Here is a 15,632-nt window from a genome sequence, read left to right on the forward strand (position 1 = left end):
ATGATGCTCACGACCGCTTCTCCTCGCGCTTCGGCGCAGATGTATCCTTGATCAGATAGCCGGTGACCGAGCGCTTCTTGTCGAGCCAGGTCTGGGCGGCTGCGCGCACCTGTTCGGCGGTGACCGCCTTGATGCGGTCGGGCCAGCTACGGATGTCCTCGACGCTGAGGCCCGTGGTGAGTGCCGCGCCATACCAGCGCGCCAGTGAGGCCTGGCTGTCCTGTGCATAGGTGGCTTCGGCGACGAGCTGCGTCTTGACGCGTTCGAGGTCGGCAGCCGGCACCGGGTTGGTCGCGAGGTCGGCGATCACGGCGTCGATGGTCTTTTCGATATCGGCGAATTCGGTGCCCGGCTTCGGCGAGGCTGAAATCATGAACTGTGCGCTGTCGAGCGCGGTACCCTGATAGCTGGCACCGGCATTGATCGCGAGCTGTTTGTCGATGACGAGGGCGCGGTAGAGATAGGAGTTCGCGCCGCCGCCGATCAACTGGCCGAGCACATCGAGTGCCTGGCTCTCGCCGGCCGCAGCGGTGGTGGCCGATGGCACCAGATAGTAGCGGCGCAGGCTTGTCTGTTCGACACGCGGATCGGAGAGCGTCACCGTGCGCGGCGCGGCGGGCGTCGGCTCCTGTGGGCGCATGCGGCGTTCGGGGATCGCCGGTTGCGCCGGGACCACGCCATAGGTGCGCTCCACCATCGGGCGGATCTCCGTCGGGTCGACATCGCCGGCGATGATCAGCGTCGCATTGTTGGGGGCGTAGAAGCGCTTGTAGAAGGCGAGCGCATCCTCGCGGTCGAGCTTCTCGATCTCCTGATGCCAGCCGATGATCGGGCGGCCATAGGGATGGTTGAGATAGAGCGCGGCCATGATCTGCTCGGACAGCCGAGCATCCGGGCTGTTGGCGACGCGCATGTTGTATTCTTCCAGCACGACGTCGCGCTCGGGCAGCACGTTCTCGTCCTTCAGCACCAGGCCGGTCATGCGATCGGCCTCGAATTCCATCATCTTGCCCAGCTGGTCCTTGCTGATGCGCTGGTAGTAGCCGGTATAGTCGGTCGAGGTGAAAGCGTTCTCCTCGCCGCCGACGCGCTGCACGGTCTGCGAGAATTCACCGACCGGATGTTTCGCTGTGCCCTTGAACATCAGATGTTCGAGGAAATGCGCCAAGCCTGACTTGCCCGGCGTCTCGTCGGCCGAGCCAACCTTATACCAGATCATCTGCGTCACGACGGGCGTGCGGTGATCCTCGATCACCACGACCTGCATGCCGTTATCGAGCTTGAACGTGGTTGGCGGTTTCGCCGTCACCGTCTGTGCGCGGGCGCCCGATATGGCGAGGGCGGGAGCGAGCAGCAAAGCGACGACTGCGACGGATCGTGCGGCAAGTCGGAATGAAGAGGTCATGGCGGGGCTAACAGCTCCAAAGCATGGGGAAAGGCGTGACCAAGCCATCGCGCGGGACACATCCGCGCGTGCAGGCTGATCGCAGTGAAAGGACGTCTTTGGAATGGCGGCGCAAAGGGAGCGCTGCGATCAGAACTTACCCGTCATCGGGTTGATGTTGTAATCGTTCTTCATGGTTTCCTTCGGCCCGGTGCCATAGGCATAGCCCGAGGCAGGCGTCTGGTAACCGGCTGGCGGCTGGGTCAGCGACTCGCGTGTCGGCTCGCCCTTGAATTCGGCGGTCTCACCCTTGTTGCTGCCGAACATGTTCTTGAACAGGCCACCCTCATAGCCGAGCTGCTTCGGGCTCAGCACGATGTTCTTGTTCGGATCGCCTGGTGAGGAATTGTCCACGGCGGACGAGGCGCCACGTGCGCGCTTCGGCGCCATCTCGCGCGGGGTTAACGGACGCGCGGCTTCCAGCACTTCTTCCGGACGTCCGGTCTTGGCGTTGGCGGCGGCTGCGCGGCGCTGCTGTACATCCGGATCCTTCGGCCAGTTGGCGACAGGCGCGGGGCCCTTGGCATCCGGCGGCGGCAGGTCGATCTTCGGCGGGACCACCAGCGGCGAGCGCTCGCGGTAGTCGATCCCGGTGTTTTCCATGTTGGTGCCGCCGAGACCGGTCATGATCTGCTTGATGACCTTCTGCTCGAATGGCTGGTCTTCTTCCTCGGCGTCCTGGGCGCGTGCGGCACCAGCGGACATCACGAGACCAACGCTAAGGGCAACGGCGGTAAGGCGCAGGGCGCGCATCCAGGCGCCCGATGAAGTGTGCAGAGCCCAACCGGTTTCGGTCTCGCGCATCGTGTTCATCCTGTTCAAATATCTGGCGGATCGGCAAGAATCCGAAGAATCCTGGTGCGGTTCCGCTGGTATCGCCCTTGGCCTTGCGTATCGGCTGGGATCAGGGCGCTTTTGCGGCGGGTACCGTGAAGAAAGAGTCATACAGCAGGGCCGCTACACCGGCAACAATGGCGACATCGGCAAGGTTAAACACGTACCAGTTGTAGGTCTTGCCGGCGATTTCCACGTGAAGGAGGGCGAAATCGACCACGGCGCCATAGGCGAACCGGTCGATGGCATTGCCGATCGCGCCCCCGATGATCAGCCCCAGCCCGATCGTGGCCAGTTTGGTCTCCGATTTCGCCATCCAGACGGCCAGCGCCACCACCGCGATCGCCTTGATGGCCACCAGCACGACCTGGCCGGTGGGGCCGGAATCGGAGAACCAGCCGTAGCTGATGCCGGTATTCCAGGCCAGGACGAGATCGAAGAACGGCGTGACCGGGACCACGCCGCGATGGCCGAGATCGAAGGCATAGAGCAGCCACAACTTCGTCGCCTGATCGAGGATCAGGATGACGATGGCTGCGATCAGCCCGGAGCGGACGGCTGGTTTCAAACAGCCACTCCCAGCGCCTTCCACTCCCGCAGTGCTTGCGCGTCGCGCGGGGTGACGTCGGGATACTCCTTGTCCTCACCCACGGTCGGCAGGATCTTCCACGACCGCGCACATTTGGTGCCGACGGCCTTTTCCACGACCACGGCAACGCTGGGCACGTCGTTCAGCGCGAAGGCGCCTGCGGGTGCTTCGGCATTGGTCAGCATCGCATTCGAGGTGATGCAGATCTCCGCAAGATCGACGTCGGCCAGTATGGCAAAGATCGCGGGGTCTGTGACATGGATCAGCGGTGAGGCCTCCAGCGACGAGCCGATGTTCTTGGCAGCGCGCTCGACTTCCAGCGCGCCGGTGACGACGCGGCGCACATTGCGGATGGTTTCCCATTTCGCGGCGAGCGCCTCGTTACGCCATGCCGGCAGCGTCTTCTGGAACGTTTCGAGATGCACCGACACGGAGCTGCTGCCATAGCGCGACAGCCATGCTTCTTCGGCGGTGAAGCTCAGAATGGGTGCGAACCAGGTCACGATCGAACGGAACAGGTAATCGATCACGGTCAGCGACGCCTTGCGTGTCACCGACGACGGCGCGTCGCAATACAGCGTGTCCTTGCGGATGTCGAAGTAGAAGGCCGACAGTTCGGTGTTCATGAAGGCGGCGAGTGTGGCCACCACCGTCTTGTAGTCGAAATCGGCATAGGCTTGTCGCACCACCGCATCGACTTCCGAGAGACGATGCAGCATCAGCCGTTCGAGCTCCGGCATATCGTCTGCCCTGACGCGCTCCTCGTCGTGGAAGTGCGCGAGGCTGCCGAGCATCCAGCGCACGCTGTTGCGCAGCTTGCGATAGGTCTCGATGGTGTTCTTGATGATCTCCGGGCCGATGCGCTGGTCGTCGGCATAATCGGTGGCGCAGACCCACAGGCGCAGGATGTCGGCGCCGGAGTCCTTGATGATCTTCTGCGGCTCGATGGTGTTGCCGATCGATTTCGACATCTTGCGACCGTTTTCGTCGAGCGTGAAGCCGTGGGTCAGCACGACGTCGAACGGTGCGCGGCCGCGGGTGCCGCTGCTCTCCAGCAGCGACGACTGGAACCAGCCGCGGTGCTGGTCGGAGCCTTCCAGATACATGACGGTGTCCGCGCCGCCCTGGGCCTTGCGCTTGATGCCGGCAAGGCCGGGGAAGTGCACGGGGTCTTCGAGCACGAAGGCGTGTGTGGAGCCTGAATCGAACCAGACGTCGCAGATGTCGTCGACCTTCTTCCACTCTTCATTGGCAAGCGAGCCGAGGAAATGTTCACGCGCGCCTTCGGCATACCAGGCGTCGGCGCCTTCCTTCTCGAAGGCGTCGGCAATGCGCTTGTTGACGGCCTCATCCTGCAGGATCTCGGCAGAGCCGTCGCCTTTCTCGCGCACGAACACCGCGATCGGCACGCCCCAGGCGCGCTGGCGCGAGATCACCCAGTCGGGCTTGGTGTTGATCATGCCGTTGATGCGGTTCTGGCCGGTGGCCGGCACCCATTGCGTGACCTTGATGGCTTCGAGGGCACGGTGACGCAGCGTGTCGCCGGGCTTCGCCTTGCCGTCGTCCGCCATAGCTCCCGGCTTGCCGGGAGCGTTCACTTCCAAAATGTCCTTGTCCATCGCGATGAACCATTGCGGCGTGTTGCGATAGATCACCGGCTTCTTGGAGCGCCAGGAATGCGGATACTGATGCTTCAGGCGCGCACGCGCCACCAGCATGCCGCGCTCGACCAGCGCCTTGATGACGGCCTCGTTGGCGTCGCCCTTCTCGCCCTTGTCGTTGATCACGCGGGTGCCGGCGAAGCCCGGCGCCTGTTCGGTCAGCGCGCCGTTCTCATCGACCGTGTAGGGGATCGTGGTAGCGATGCCGCGCTCGGTGAGCTGGCGGCCATTCGACGTCCAGATATCGAAGTCGTCGCGGCCGTGGCTTGGCGCGGTATGCACGAAGCCGGTGCCGGTATCGTCGGTGACGTGATCGCCGTCGAGCAGCGGCACGATGAAGTCATAGCCGCCGGCGAGACCCTTGAGCGGATGACGGCATTCCAGATCCTCGAGGATATCGGACGACAGCTCGCTGCTCTTCTTCCAGGACGTCACGCGCGCCTGCTTGAACACGCTCTCGGCCAGCGCGTCGGCGAGGATCAGCAGATCGCCGGTCTTCAGCCAGTTATCCTCCGGCGCCTCGGTGACTTCATAGAGGCCGTAAGAGATCTTGCTGGAGAACGAGATGGCGCGATTGGCCGGCAGCGTCCATGGCGTGGTGGTCCAGATCACCACCGCGGCCTTGGCGAGCCGGCCGAATTCGGCGGCCACGGGGAATTTCACCCATACCGCATCCGACGTGTAGTCCTCATATTCGACTTCGGCTTCGGCCAGCGCGGTCTTCTCGACCACGCTCCACATCACAGGCTTCGATCCGCGATACAGCGTGCCATTGGCCGCGAACTTCATCAGCTCGCGGGCGATCTGCGCTTCGGCGAAATAGTCCATGGTGGCGTAGCGGCCGGCCCAGTCGCCGATGATGCCGAGTCGCTTGAATTCCTCGCGCTGGATGTCGAGCCACTTGTTGGCATAGGCACGGCATTCCTGGCGGAACGCGATCATCGCCGCGCCGTCCTTGAAGTTCGGCTTGACCTTGCCCTTGGAGCGGTAGTTCTCTTCCTCGATCTTCCACTCGATCGGCAGGCCGTGACAGTCCCAGCCCGGCACGTAGTTCGAGTCAAAGCCCAGCATCTGCTGGCTCTTGGTCACCACGTCCTTGAGGATCTTGTTGAGCGCATGCCCGATATGGATGTTGCCATTGGCGTAGGGCGGGCCGTCATGCAGCACGAATTTCGGCTTGCCCTTGGCGGTCTCGCGCAGCTTGCCGTAGAGGTCGATCTCGTTCCAGCGCGCCAGCATTTTCGGCTCGCTGGTCGGCAGTCCGGCGCGCATCGGAAATTCGGTCTGCGGCAAATAGAGGGTCTTGGAATAGTCGTGGGTATCAGATTTGGCGGGCTTGTCGGACATAATGGCTCTGGCTTGCTCGAATGGCGCTGAAACGCGTGAAAACGCGATGAAACTGGACGGTCCCGGTCTTGCGCCGAGCGAAGCTCAGGCGGAAGCCGGGCCGATAATGCTTATGATGGGGCGCCGTGCAGACATCCGGCACTCAATAGCAGCCGGGGAGACGATCGCAAAGGGTCGGATTAGCCCCGTTTGCCAATCACCCGGGCCGGATTGCCTGCCACGGTGGCGCCGTCCGGAACGTCCCGGGTCACGACGCTGCCGGCCCCGATCACGGCGCCGTCACCGATGGTGACACCGGGCACGATAATGGCCCCGCCGCCGATCCAGACATCGGCGCCGATTTTGACCGGCCGGCCGAATTCCAGCCCGCTGCGGCGGGTCTCGCCGTCCCGGGGATGGTCGGCGGCGTAGATCTGCACGGCCGGGCCGATTTGGGTGCGGTCGCCGATGGTGACCGCGACGATGTCCAGGATCACGCAGTTGAAATTCAGGAAAACACTGTCGCCGAGATGGATGTTGTAGCCGTAGTCGCAGAAGAACGGCGGCCGGATCACGCAGTCGGCGCCGACCTTGCCGAAATGCTCGGCGAGCAGTGTCCGTCGTTCGGCCACGGGCCGGTCCAGCTGCGCGTTGTATTTCGCGAGCCAGGCCTTGTTGGCCTTCTCGTCAGCGACCAGTTCGGGGCTGCCGGGGCGATAGAGTTCGCCGGCGAGCATTTTCTGCTTTTCGGTCCTGGTCAGTCGATGTCTCCCAGTTTCGGAAACGCATCCGGTGCAGCCGCCAGCGCGGCCCGCGCCCTGGCGCTGTCGTCGTCCATCTGGCGGATCAGGGGTTCGATGCCCTCGAATTTCATTTCATCGCGGATGAAGGCAATGAAGGCGACGTCCAGTGCCTGGCCGTAAAGGTCGCCCTTGAAGTCGAACAGGAACACTTCGAGCAAAGGCGCGCCGTTATCGAAGGTCGGGCGGCGGCCAAAGGATGCAACGCCGTCGAAGCGCTCGTTTCCGCGGCCGACCCGCACGGCGTAGATGCCGTGCTTGAGGCCGCAATTGTTATTCAGGCGGATATTGGCGGTGGGATAGCCAAGGTCGCGGCCGAGCTTTTTGCCGTGGATCACTTCGCCGGTGACGAACCACGGCCCGTTCAGCATCTCCGTGGCCTCGGTCACCTGGCCCTCAGCCAAGGCCATGCGGATGGCCGTCGAAGACACCGGGCGCTCATCGATATCGACATGCGGCTGGATGTCGACCTCGATGCCGAGGCGCGGCGCTTCGTTGGCCAGCAGGCTGGGCGAACCGACGCGGCCTTTGCCGAAATGAAAGTCGTAGCCGACGGCGATGCCGCTGATGCCGAGACGCTCAATGAGATCGTGGTGAATGAAGTCTTGCGCCGTGGTGCTGGCGCGTCCCTTGTCGAACGTCATCACGACGGCGCCGGCGAGGCCGGTTCCTGCCAGCAGGCGCAGCTTGGCGGCTTCGTCGGAGAGCCGGAACTGCGGTGTGTTGGGGCTGAAGAAACTGCGCGGATGCGGCTCGAAGGTCACCGCCAAAGCGCTTGTTTTATGCAGTTCCGCCATGCGTAACGCAGCACCGATGACGGCGCGGTGGCCGAGATGGACGCCGTCGAAATTACCCATTGCCACGACGCATCCGCGCGGGATGGCATTGGCAGGCGTTGTGTCGCGGATCACGCTGAAAGCAGTCGTCATGATTGGATTCGTTGGTGGTTTTGGCGGGTGAGGGACCGTGGCGCGCCCACCACGTCGAAGTCAAGCGAAGGTAAAATCGGCTTTCTTCTCGAATTTGACGAATTTCGCGCCATGGGGCGGTTAACTGGAAATTTAACCCACCCTGCTAATTCTTGGCCCAAGCCGCGGACAGCAATACTCGCCAATCCCGGTTGGAACGGTTTGCCTGACGGCAAATATCATTTTTTGCATTTGCGTATCGTGCCTCAGGGGGAATGAAGATGGCGGTTGATTTGTCGATGACGGTGCTGGTGGTGGACGATTACAACACCATGATCCGCATCATTCGCAATCTTCTGAAGCAGCTTGGTTTCGAACACATCGACGATGCCAGCGATGGTTCGATGGCGCTGGAAAAGATGCGTACCAAGAAGTATGGCCTCGTGATTTCCGACTGGAACATGGAGCCGATGACGGGCTACGACCTGCTCAAGGAAGTCCGCGCCGATCCCAACCTGTCGCAGACCCCTTTCATCATGATCACGGCAGAATCCAAGACCGAGAACGTGATTGCCGCCAAGAAGGCCGGCGTGAACAACTACATCGTCAAGCCGTTCAACGCGGCGACGCTGAAGACCAAGATCGAAGCCGTGTTCCCGGACACCGTGCCAGCGTAAGCCGCGCAGCTTCGCTCAGAGCTTTTGAGTTTCGCAATGCCCGGCCTCGTGCCGGGCATTTTGCGTTTCGGCTCGCCCGGTCATTCCGGGGCGTCGGAATGCGACGACGTCACACGCAGGCGAACTTCAGCCACTCCAATTCGAGTGGCGGGGAATCTCGATCCACTCGTCATTCCGGGGCGCACGCAAGCGGCAGAGCCGCTGAAGTGCGAACCCGGAATCCCGATGTGTTTGGCTCTACGGAGACTCCCATGTCGGGATTCCGGGTTCGCGTCCGGGAAGTGCCGGCCGCGCCCCGGAATGACGAGTGTGGGATGGACTCGGGCTGAACGTTCCCGGACATATTTTCCTATTTCCCGTTGACAGTATCCCTTTCTTGATTATATTCCCCCCTCGTCCTGCCCCACCGAGAGGGGCGATCGCGATCGTCACGTTCGCGGGGTGGGATGCGGTGGACGCCGGAGATGCGGCGTCACGCGGTTCATGGGTGACGTCTGTCTTCGGGCAGGACGGATCTGCGCCAGCACTGCCACTGGCAAGGAGACGGCCGACCTTGGGATGGAAAGAGCCCTGGACAGTGTGACGGACGACCAAATCGAAACGCGTTCGGCCAAGTGCTTTGCGGCTACCCTGTCCCTCCGCCCTGGGACATTAATTTTGGTGATGGGACCGTTCGCCATGGCAGATGTGCAGGCAACCGAAAAAACACCGCAGGCGGAACGTCGGGCACTTGCTCGGCGCCTCCGAAAGTCCTGATGCACTCACAATTGCGGAAGACCGCATCGCATCAGGCCCAAGGGTGCAACGGGCACCTGGCGTTCCGCACGCCCTCTCACAAGGGGGCGGGAATGCAAGCAACGACGGCGCCCCCGCGCCGCAAACAATGGGGGTGATGACGCATGTCTGAAGAGCAGTGGCTGTTTGACAGTTGAATCTGCGATGGCGCGACGAAGGCGCCGCACCCACAGGTGTCATCCCCGGGCTCGACCCGGGGATCCAGCTTGGCCCGCACACCGTCGCACAAGACAAGGTGGATGGCCGGGTCAAGCCCGGCCATGACGTGGGGAGAAGCCTGGGATTATTGCGAAGCTCGCTTCGCGCTGTGCGGCCATGACGACCGAGAGCGTCATCTCATTCTATGTTTCAGCTCACCACTTTAATTCGCGCATCAGCGCCTTCGGTGGATGGCCGAACAGTTCTTTCACTTCCGCGGCGCCCATCTGTTCGATGCCTTCGAAGTCGCCGGCATGGATGCCGCGGGTGACGAACAGCAGGTCGATGCCATAGGCGTGCGCGCCGGTGAGGTCGGTGCGCACGGAATCGCCGATCGCCAGGACGCGATCCAGCGTCGTGTCCTTGCCGCGCTTCGCCTTGGCCAGCGCCATGGCCTGATCGTAGATCGGCCGATGCGGCTTGCCGTAGAAGATCACCTCGCCGCCCATCTCGCGATAGAGTTCAGCGACCGCGCCGGCGCAGTAGATCAAGCGGTCGCCGCGCTCGACGATGATGTCCGGATTGGCGCATACGAGCGTCAGTTTGCGCGCCAGCGCCTGGCTCATCATGTCGCGATAGTCGTCGGCGGATTCGGTCTCGTCGTCGAACAATCCGCTGCAGACGATGTAATCGGCCTGTTCCAGCTGGGTGAGCTTCACATCGAGGCCGCGATGGATCGAACTGTCGCGGTCCGGTCCGATCAGATACATCGCCTGACCCGGCCGGCCCGCGACGAAATTGCGTGTGAGGTCGCCGGACGAGACAATGGCGTCATAGGTGTCGTCAGCGACGCCGAGCTTGCGGAGCTGCCGCTGCACGGAGTCGGCGGGGCGCGGCGCATTGGTGATCATGATCACTGTGCCGCCCTTGGCGCGAAACGTATGCAACGCCTCGCAGGCTTCGGGGAAGGACTCGAGGCCGTTATGGACGACGCCCCAGATATCGCTGAGGACGACGTCGACATGTCCGGTGAGGTCGCGCAAGCGCTCGACGAAACGCAGTGTGGTCATGAATTGAGTGCCGATCAGTTCGGGCCGGTGGCGCGGCGCGCCAGCGCGGCATTGCCGGTGGTGCGCGGCGGCTCAGGCCGCGCAGGCGTGGTTGGGGCGGATCTCGCTAGGCCATTGGGGTCGGTGGGCGCCTTTGCGGGGTCCTTGGCGGAGGGATTTGGCGCACCGCCATTGGCCGGCGTTTCCGGCCGGAGCGGGCGGGGCGCCGCGAACAGGAAGCCTTGCCCGAACCGGACGTCGAAGTCGAGCAGGTCGACCACGGCCCGTTCGCCCTCGATTCGCTCGGCGATCAGGTCGATTCCGAAACGGCCGAGCAGGTCGGAGAGATCGGCGGGATGAATGTCGGAATTCGACGTCTGCTTGGGGTCGAGCAGGAGTGCTGCCGGTACCTTGATAAAGCGCACGCCGCGATCGGCGAGGTCGCGGGGCTCGATCCGCAAATCCGTAACGTGATCGATGGAGAAGCGGTAGCCGCGCTGGGCGAGGGCGGCGAGATGCTCGCTTTCGATCGGGCCGAGATTGCGGAACACGTTCTGCTTGAATTCCAGCACGAAGGACGGCGCCAGCGCGCGGTTGGCCTCGAGGAAGTCGATGCATTGCGCAAAGGTCTCGGCATTCGACAGGGTCGCGCCAGCCATGTTGCAGAACACGCCGACATCCTTGTTGCGCACCATCAGGCGGCGCAGCACCTGCATGCAGCGCAGCAGCACGATGTGGTCGATCTGGCCCATCAGGCCCGCGGCTTCTGCGGGGCCGATGAACTCGTCGGCCGTGATCACCTGATCCTTGTCGTCGCGCAGCCGCGTCATCGCCTCGTAGAAGCGCACCTTGCGCTGCGGCAGCGTGACCATCGGCTGCAGATAGATGTCGATGCGATTGTCGGCGATGGCATTTTTCACCATGGCGGTGAACTGCGCATTGTCGCGCGCCGGCTTTGCCTCTGGTTTGACGACGATAGCGGGCGCCGTCGGTGTCACGGTGTCTTCGGCGACCTCGACGGCGAGCGGCACATCGGCAGCGGTCACGGGTTTGACCGGCGGCGATGGCGGCGCGATAGCGGCAGACGCGGTCGCTGGCAGCGCGGTCAGCATGTCTTCGTGGGTGGCGACCGATGTGGCGAGTTGCTTCACCAGCGCACCCAACTCGCCGATCTCGCCGGCGACGGTCTGGATACGGTCCTGATTGGCCGTGCCGGCGGATGCGATCTTGCTCTCGACCACGGCGAGCCGGCGGCCGAACTCGGCGACCTGGCGAGCGAGGTCGGCGGTGCCGCGCGACAGGTCGGTGATCTGGCCGGTGGATTCGTTGCGGTCTTTGATGCGCATCGACACCGCGTTGTAGAGGATCATCACGGTCAGCGCTGTCAGTGCGACGATGGCAGATTCGTAGCCGCTGATGCCGGCGATCGCATACAGCACCAGGCCAAGCGAAGCTGACACCAGCACCATGCAAATGCCGACAAAAATCGTGGAGATGCGGATCATAACGCGCGCAACATCCTCAAATCCAAACTCCTGCACGACACGACAAAGGTCCGGCCGCGAGCGCTCCCGGCGCTAAGTACCCGGCCAACCTTAGCATTATTGTTGATTCGGAAAGCAGGGCTGCGAGAACTTGCCCACCGGTGCTTTTGCACCTCAGGTGCTGGCGCGGCCGAGGGTATCGGCCATGGCGGCGCCACGTGCGCCCATCGGCCGTCCAGGTCCGACGGTGGTATCTACGGCGGTCTGGTGCTCGATCTCGGAATTCAGCTCGGCCCCGCACAGAACGATGATCGCCGACATCCACATCCACATCATCAGGCCGATGGCGGCGCCGAGCGAGCCGTAAGTGGCGCTGTAATTGCCGAAATTTGACAGGTACCAAGACAGCAGCGCCGAGCCGGCAAGCCAGAGCAGTGCCGCAGCGAGGGTGCCGATGCTGAGCCATTCCCAGCGCGCGCCGGGGCGGCTCGGACCGAAGCGGTAGAGAATGCCAAGCGCCAGCACGACCACCAGCAGCAGAAGCGGCCAGCGGGAGAGGCTGATGATCGTCTTGCTGTCGGTGGCGAGACCGATCCGGTCCAGTGTCAGCGGCAGCGCAACCACGGCGCTGACCATCAGCAGCAAGGCGGCAATGGCGCCGGTGGTGAAAGCGAGCGAGAGCATATTGAGCTTGATGAAGCCGCGCTTCTCGCGCTCGCCATAGACGACATTGAGCGCATCTATCACGGCCTTTACACCGGCATTGGCACTCCACAGCGCCAGCGTAAGGCCGAACAGGAAGGTGAGGCCGAGTTTGGCCTGACCATTGGCGAGCACGCGCGCGATCTGGTCCTGCACGATCTGGAACGAGCCATCCGGCAGCATCAGCGCCAGCGTCTGCAGGTTGTCCGAAATCGTGGAAGCATCGGCAAACAGCCCATAGCAGGAGACCAGTGCGGTGATTGCCGGAAAGACGGCGAGCAGGCCGAAAAATACGACCCCAGCCGCTATCGCCAGCAACCGGTCCTCATTGATCTGCTCATAGGTCCGCCACAGCACGTCCTTCCAGCCGGTCCATGGAATCTGCAGCGGACTGGACGAATGGCGGCCGCGGCCGGACTGGGCGAGTTCGCGGGTGAATGTCGCTGGTGGAGGGATGTCGGTGTCGCCGATCGGTTGCGGCTCATCGACAACGGACCTCTCTACCGTGCGCGTCGAGAAAAAGCTCTGCAATGCGAGCACCGCGAAGGTTGTCGCTGCGACAAGCAGCAGACTGTCCGTATCGGATCGGCGGACGGCCATCAGGCGTTCGCTTTGCTCGCGGGTCTGCGGGCAGGGGCTGGCTGCGCAAGGCTGCGGCGCCGGGCGAAAGCCCAGCCGGCAAGCGTCGCGGCCAGAACGAGGCCGGCTTTGACGGGGCCATTGTTTGGCAGGGGCTGAGCTGGGCGCGTGCTCGGCCTGAATTCATTGGGCGCGGCCGCGCGATGTGGTGCGGCCGATGTGACCTGCTCATGCTTGCCGGGGCTCGCATTGATCGCGACCCGCAAGCGGCTGCCGAGACTGGGAAACTGTTTCGCCGGGCGTTTCAGCCGGCTCGCGGCGAGGATGGCGAAGAGCGCAGCGAGCACCAGCAGCAATCCGCCGGTTGCGCCAAAGGCCTGAAACAGGCCGTAGCGCAATTCGACCCAGCGAAACAGCGCGGCGGCGCCGACCAGCAAGGTGGCAATCAGAAAGATGCCTGCGGCAGCATAAAGTCCGGCAGCGACCGCATAAGAGACCGCGATGCCCTGGGTCTGCTCACTGCGGTCACGGACATAGGACGACGTGGCGCGCTTGACCTGATTGAACTTGAGCGCGAGCCCTGTTCGCACCAGGGCGCTTGCGAGCGGTGGCATATGGAAAGCCTCGTTCTGCGCCGGCCAAAATATGAATGTTGCGGCGACCGGCATTTGAAATTGAACGGGGAGGCATGACGAAGGTTCCGCCGTGGCGAACCTTGTGGCGTCGCGCATGGCCAACCTCAGGTGATCGCGGGGCCGAACGCTTGCCGGTTCCTGCCTGCGCTGGTACCACGCCGCTATGAGCGAAAAGTCTGAAAAGCCCAAAAAACCCCAGAAACTGCGCGCGCGTCTGCCGCGCGGCCTTGGCGACCGCGGACCTGCCGATATCGCCGCGACCCGGCGGATGACCGACACCATCCGCGAGGTCTATGAGCGCTACGGCTTCGAGCCGGTCGAGACCCCGACCATGGAATTCACCGATGCGCTCGGCAAGTTCCTGCCCGATCAGGACCGGCCCAATGAAGGCGTGTTCTCGTTTCAGGACGATGACGAGCAGTGGATCTCGCTGCGCTACGACCTGACCGCGCCATTGGCGCGCTACGTCGCCGAGCATTGGGACGCGCTGCCGAAGCCGTATCGCAGCTACCGTGCAGGTTACGTCTATCGCAACGAGAAGCCGGGTCCGGGCCGCTTCCGCCAGTTCATGCAGTTCGATGCCGATACGGTCGGCTCGGCTTCGCCTGCGGCGGATGCCGAGATGTGCATGATGGCGGCCGATGCGATGGAAGCGCTTGGCATTCCGCGCGGCAGCTATGTGGTGCGCGTCAACAATCGCAAGGTGCTCGATGGGGTGATGGAGAGCATCGGTCTCGGCGGCGACGAGAACGCCGGGCGACGCCTTACGGTGCTGCGCGCCATCGACAAGATGGACAAGTTTCCGCTCGACGAGATCAAGAAGCTGCTCGGCCCCGGCCGCTGGGATGGCGGCGAGGAAGGCAAGGGTGATTTTACCAAAGGTGCTGGACTCTCGCCGGACGATTCCGAAACCGTGTTGCAAAGCCTCGACGCTGCGAGCGAGCCGACTGCGAAGCTCGATAGCTCCGATGCATACAAGCAGGGACGCGCCGAGCTTGCCGAGATCGAAAAGCTGTTCACTGCGGCGGGCTATCAAACCGATCGCATCAAGATTGATCCATCCGTCGTCCGCGGCCTCGAATACTACACCGGCCCGGTCTATGAAGTTGAGCTCACACTTGAAACCAAAGACGAAAAGGGCCGTCCCGTTCGCTTCGGCTCCGTCGGTGGCGGTGGTCGTTACGATGGTCTCGTCTCGCGCTTCCGCGGCGAGCCGGTGCCGGCCACCGGCTTCTCGATCGGCGTCTCGCGCCTGCAGGCGGCGCTGACGTTGCTCGGCAAGGTCGATACCACGCCGGATTTCGGCCCGGTCGTCGTCACCGTGTTCGATCGCGACCGCGTCGCCGATTATCAGAAGATGGTCGCGAGCCTGCGCAATGCCGGCATCCGCGCTGAGCTTTATCTTGGCAACCCCAAGAGCATGGGCAACCAGCTGAAATATGCCGACCGGCGCAATTCACCCTGTGTGATCATTCAAGGCTCCGACGAAAAGGCGACCGGCGAAGTGATGCTGAAGGATCTGATCCTCGGTGCCGGATTGTCGGATCTGGAAGGCGATCGCGACGCCTATCTGCAGAAGCAGGCAGAGGCGCAGACCAAAATCGCGGAAAACGATCTCGTGAGCGAGGTCCGCAAGATTCTCGACAAGCACGGCGTGAAGTGGAGCTCATAACCATCAGTTGATCGTCATGCCCGGGCTTGTCCCGGGCATCCACGTCTTGTTTGATACGGTCGATTGAGAAAGTCGTGGATGGCCGGGACAAGCCCGGCCATGACGAGAGTGAAATCATAAAAGGAGACATCAATGCCTGAGATCACGATCAACCTGGCGGCCGGCCGCACCGACGAGCAGAAGAAGGGCATGATGCTCGACATCACCCAGGCGCTGGTGAAGAATCTCGGCGTCACCGCCGATGCCGTCGTCATCCAGATCAACGAAGCGCCGCTCAACAACAAGATGAAGGGTGGCCAGACCTTCGTCGAGCGCGCCGCCGCCGCGAAGAAGTAAGCG

At 63.0% G+C, this 15,632-nt stretch carries 13 protein-coding genes; 3 read left to right on the forward strand and 10 right to left on the reverse strand.

What is annotated here, in order from left to right; genetic code table 11:
* Positions 1 to 7: 7 nt before the first annotated feature.
* From AB7783_RS29425 to AB7783_RS29450, 6 genes are all read right to left on the reverse strand, one after another.
* Positions 8 to 1,405, reverse strand: coding sequence for a M16 family metallopeptidase (locus AB7783_RS29425; protein ID WP_441279586.1), 1,398 nt, complete (start codon positions 1,403 to 1,405; stop codon positions 8 to 10).
* Positions 1,406 to 1,534: 129 nt separating this feature from the next.
* A complete protein-coding gene (locus tag AB7783_RS29430; RefSeq protein ID WP_089263592.1) occupies positions 1,535 to 2,248 on the reverse strand; it encodes a hypothetical protein in 714 nt (237 codons plus the stop codon).
* A gap of 100 nt (positions 2,249 to 2,348) precedes the next feature.
* A complete protein-coding gene (gene lspA, locus AB7783_RS29435; protein ID WP_441279587.1) occupies positions 2,349 to 2,846 on the reverse strand; it encodes a signal peptidase II in 498 nt (165 codons plus the stop codon).
* Entirely contained in the window at positions 2,843 to 5,875 is a 3,033-nt protein-coding gene (gene ileS, locus AB7783_RS29440) for an isoleucine--tRNA ligase (RefSeq protein ID WP_441279588.1), read from the reverse strand. Before ileS ends, lspA begins: the two co-directional genes overlap by 4 nt.
* 179 nt (positions 5,876 to 6,054) lie before the next feature.
* Entirely contained in the window at positions 6,055 to 6,615 is a 561-nt protein-coding gene (locus AB7783_RS29445; RefSeq protein ID WP_441279780.1) for a sugar O-acetyltransferase, read from the reverse strand.
* Positions 6,612 to 7,583, reverse strand: a complete 972-nt coding sequence (locus AB7783_RS29450; protein ID WP_441279589.1) for a bifunctional riboflavin kinase/FAD synthetase — start codon at positions 7,581 to 7,583, stop codon at positions 6,612 to 6,614. Before AB7783_RS29450 ends, AB7783_RS29445 begins: the two co-directional genes overlap by 4 nt.
* A 260-nt stretch (positions 7,584 to 7,843) precedes the next feature.
* Here AB7783_RS29450 and AB7783_RS29455 point away from each other — a divergent pair, with 260 nt between their 5' ends.
* Positions 7,844 to 8,239 carry a response regulator gene (locus tag AB7783_RS29455; RefSeq protein WP_089263591.1) on the forward strand — a complete coding sequence of 132 codons (396 nt, stop codon included), beginning with the start codon at positions 7,844 to 7,846 and terminating at the stop codon, positions 8,237 to 8,239.
* Positions 8,240 to 9,387: 1,148 nt separating this feature from the next.
* On the opposite strand, the gene AB7783_RS29460 is transcribed toward AB7783_RS29455, so the two are convergent.
* The 4 genes from AB7783_RS29460 to AB7783_RS29475 form a co-directional block, all read right to left on the reverse strand.
* On the reverse strand, positions 9,388 to 10,242 hold the full coding sequence (locus AB7783_RS29460) for a TIGR01459 family HAD-type hydrolase (protein ID WP_441279590.1): 855 nt from the start codon (positions 10,240 to 10,242) through the stop codon (positions 9,388 to 9,390).
* 14 nt (positions 10,243 to 10,256) lie between these two features.
* The gene (locus tag AB7783_RS29465; protein ID WP_441279591.1) at positions 10,257 to 11,726 is read right to left on the reverse strand and encodes an EAL domain-containing protein; all 1,470 of its coding nucleotides are present in this window, start codon (positions 11,724 to 11,726) and stop codon (positions 10,257 to 10,259) included.
* 153 nt (positions 11,727 to 11,879) lie between these two features.
* Positions 11,880 to 13,007 carry a YihY/virulence factor BrkB family protein gene (locus AB7783_RS29470; protein ID WP_441279592.1) on the reverse strand — a complete coding sequence of 376 codons (1,128 nt, stop codon included), beginning with the start codon at positions 13,005 to 13,007 and terminating at the stop codon, positions 11,880 to 11,882.
* Positions 13,007 to 13,600 carry a phage holin family protein gene (locus AB7783_RS29475; protein WP_441279593.1) on the reverse strand — a complete coding sequence of 198 codons (594 nt, stop codon included), beginning with the start codon at positions 13,598 to 13,600 and terminating at the stop codon, positions 13,007 to 13,009. Before AB7783_RS29475 ends, AB7783_RS29470 begins: the two co-directional genes overlap by 1 nt.
* A gap of 184 nt (positions 13,601 to 13,784) precedes the next feature.
* Between AB7783_RS29475 and hisS the strand changes: the two genes are divergently transcribed.
* Positions 13,785 to 15,293 (forward strand): histidine--tRNA ligase, encoded by a 1,509-nt coding sequence (gene hisS, locus AB7783_RS29480; protein WP_441279594.1) that lies wholly within the window; start codon positions 13,785 to 13,787, stop codon positions 15,291 to 15,293.
* Between the two features lie 132 nt (positions 15,294 to 15,425).
* Positions 15,426 to 15,629, forward strand: a complete 204-nt coding sequence (locus tag AB7783_RS29485; protein ID WP_068731140.1) for a tautomerase family protein — start codon at positions 15,426 to 15,428, stop codon at positions 15,627 to 15,629.
* Positions 15,630 to 15,632 lie beyond the last annotated feature (3 nt).

The organism is Tardiphaga sp. 172_B4_N1_3, from assembly GCF_052076035.1.
Classification (GTDB): domain Bacteria; phylum Pseudomonadota; class Alphaproteobacteria; order Rhizobiales; family Xanthobacteraceae; genus Tardiphaga; species Tardiphaga robiniae.

Bases quoted from the DNA above. Each gene is read 5' to 3' on its own strand.
- AB7783_RS29425 (WP_441279586.1), bottom strand. From the start codon at position 1,405: ATGACCTCTTCATTCCGACTTGCCGCACGATCCGTCGCAGTCGTCGCT.
- AB7783_RS29430 (WP_089263592.1), bottom strand. From the start codon at position 2,248: ATGCGCGAGACCGAAACCGGTTGGGCTCTGCACACTTCATCGGGCGCC.
- ileS (WP_441279588.1), bottom strand. From the start codon at position 5,875: ATGTCCGACAAGCCCGCCAAATCTGATACCCACGACTATTCCAAGACC.
- AB7783_RS29450 (WP_441279589.1), bottom strand. From the start codon at position 7,583: ATGACGACTGCTTTCAGCGTGATCCGCGACACAACGCCTGCCAATGCC.
- AB7783_RS29455 (WP_089263591.1), top strand. From the start codon at position 7,844: ATGGCGGTTGATTTGTCGATGACGGTGCTGGTGGTGGACGATTACAAC.
- AB7783_RS29460 (WP_441279590.1), bottom strand. From the start codon at position 10,242: ATGACCACACTGCGTTTCGTCGAGCGCTTGCGCGACCTCACCGGACAT.
- AB7783_RS29465 (WP_441279591.1), bottom strand. From the start codon at position 11,726: ATGATCCGCATCTCCACGATTTTTGTCGGCATTTGCATGGTGCTGGTG.
- AB7783_RS29470 (WP_441279592.1), bottom strand. From the start codon at position 13,007: ATGGCCGTCCGCCGATCCGATACGGACAGTCTGCTGCTTGTCGCAGCG.
- AB7783_RS29475 (WP_441279593.1), bottom strand. From the start codon at position 13,600: ATGCCACCGCTCGCAAGCGCCCTGGTGCGAACAGGGCTCGCGCTCAAG.
- hisS (WP_441279594.1), top strand. From the start codon at position 13,785: ATGAGCGAAAAGTCTGAAAAGCCCAAAAAACCCCAGAAACTGCGCGCG.
- AB7783_RS29485 (WP_068731140.1), top strand. From the start codon at position 15,426: ATGCCTGAGATCACGATCAACCTGGCGGCCGGCCGCACCGACGAGCAG.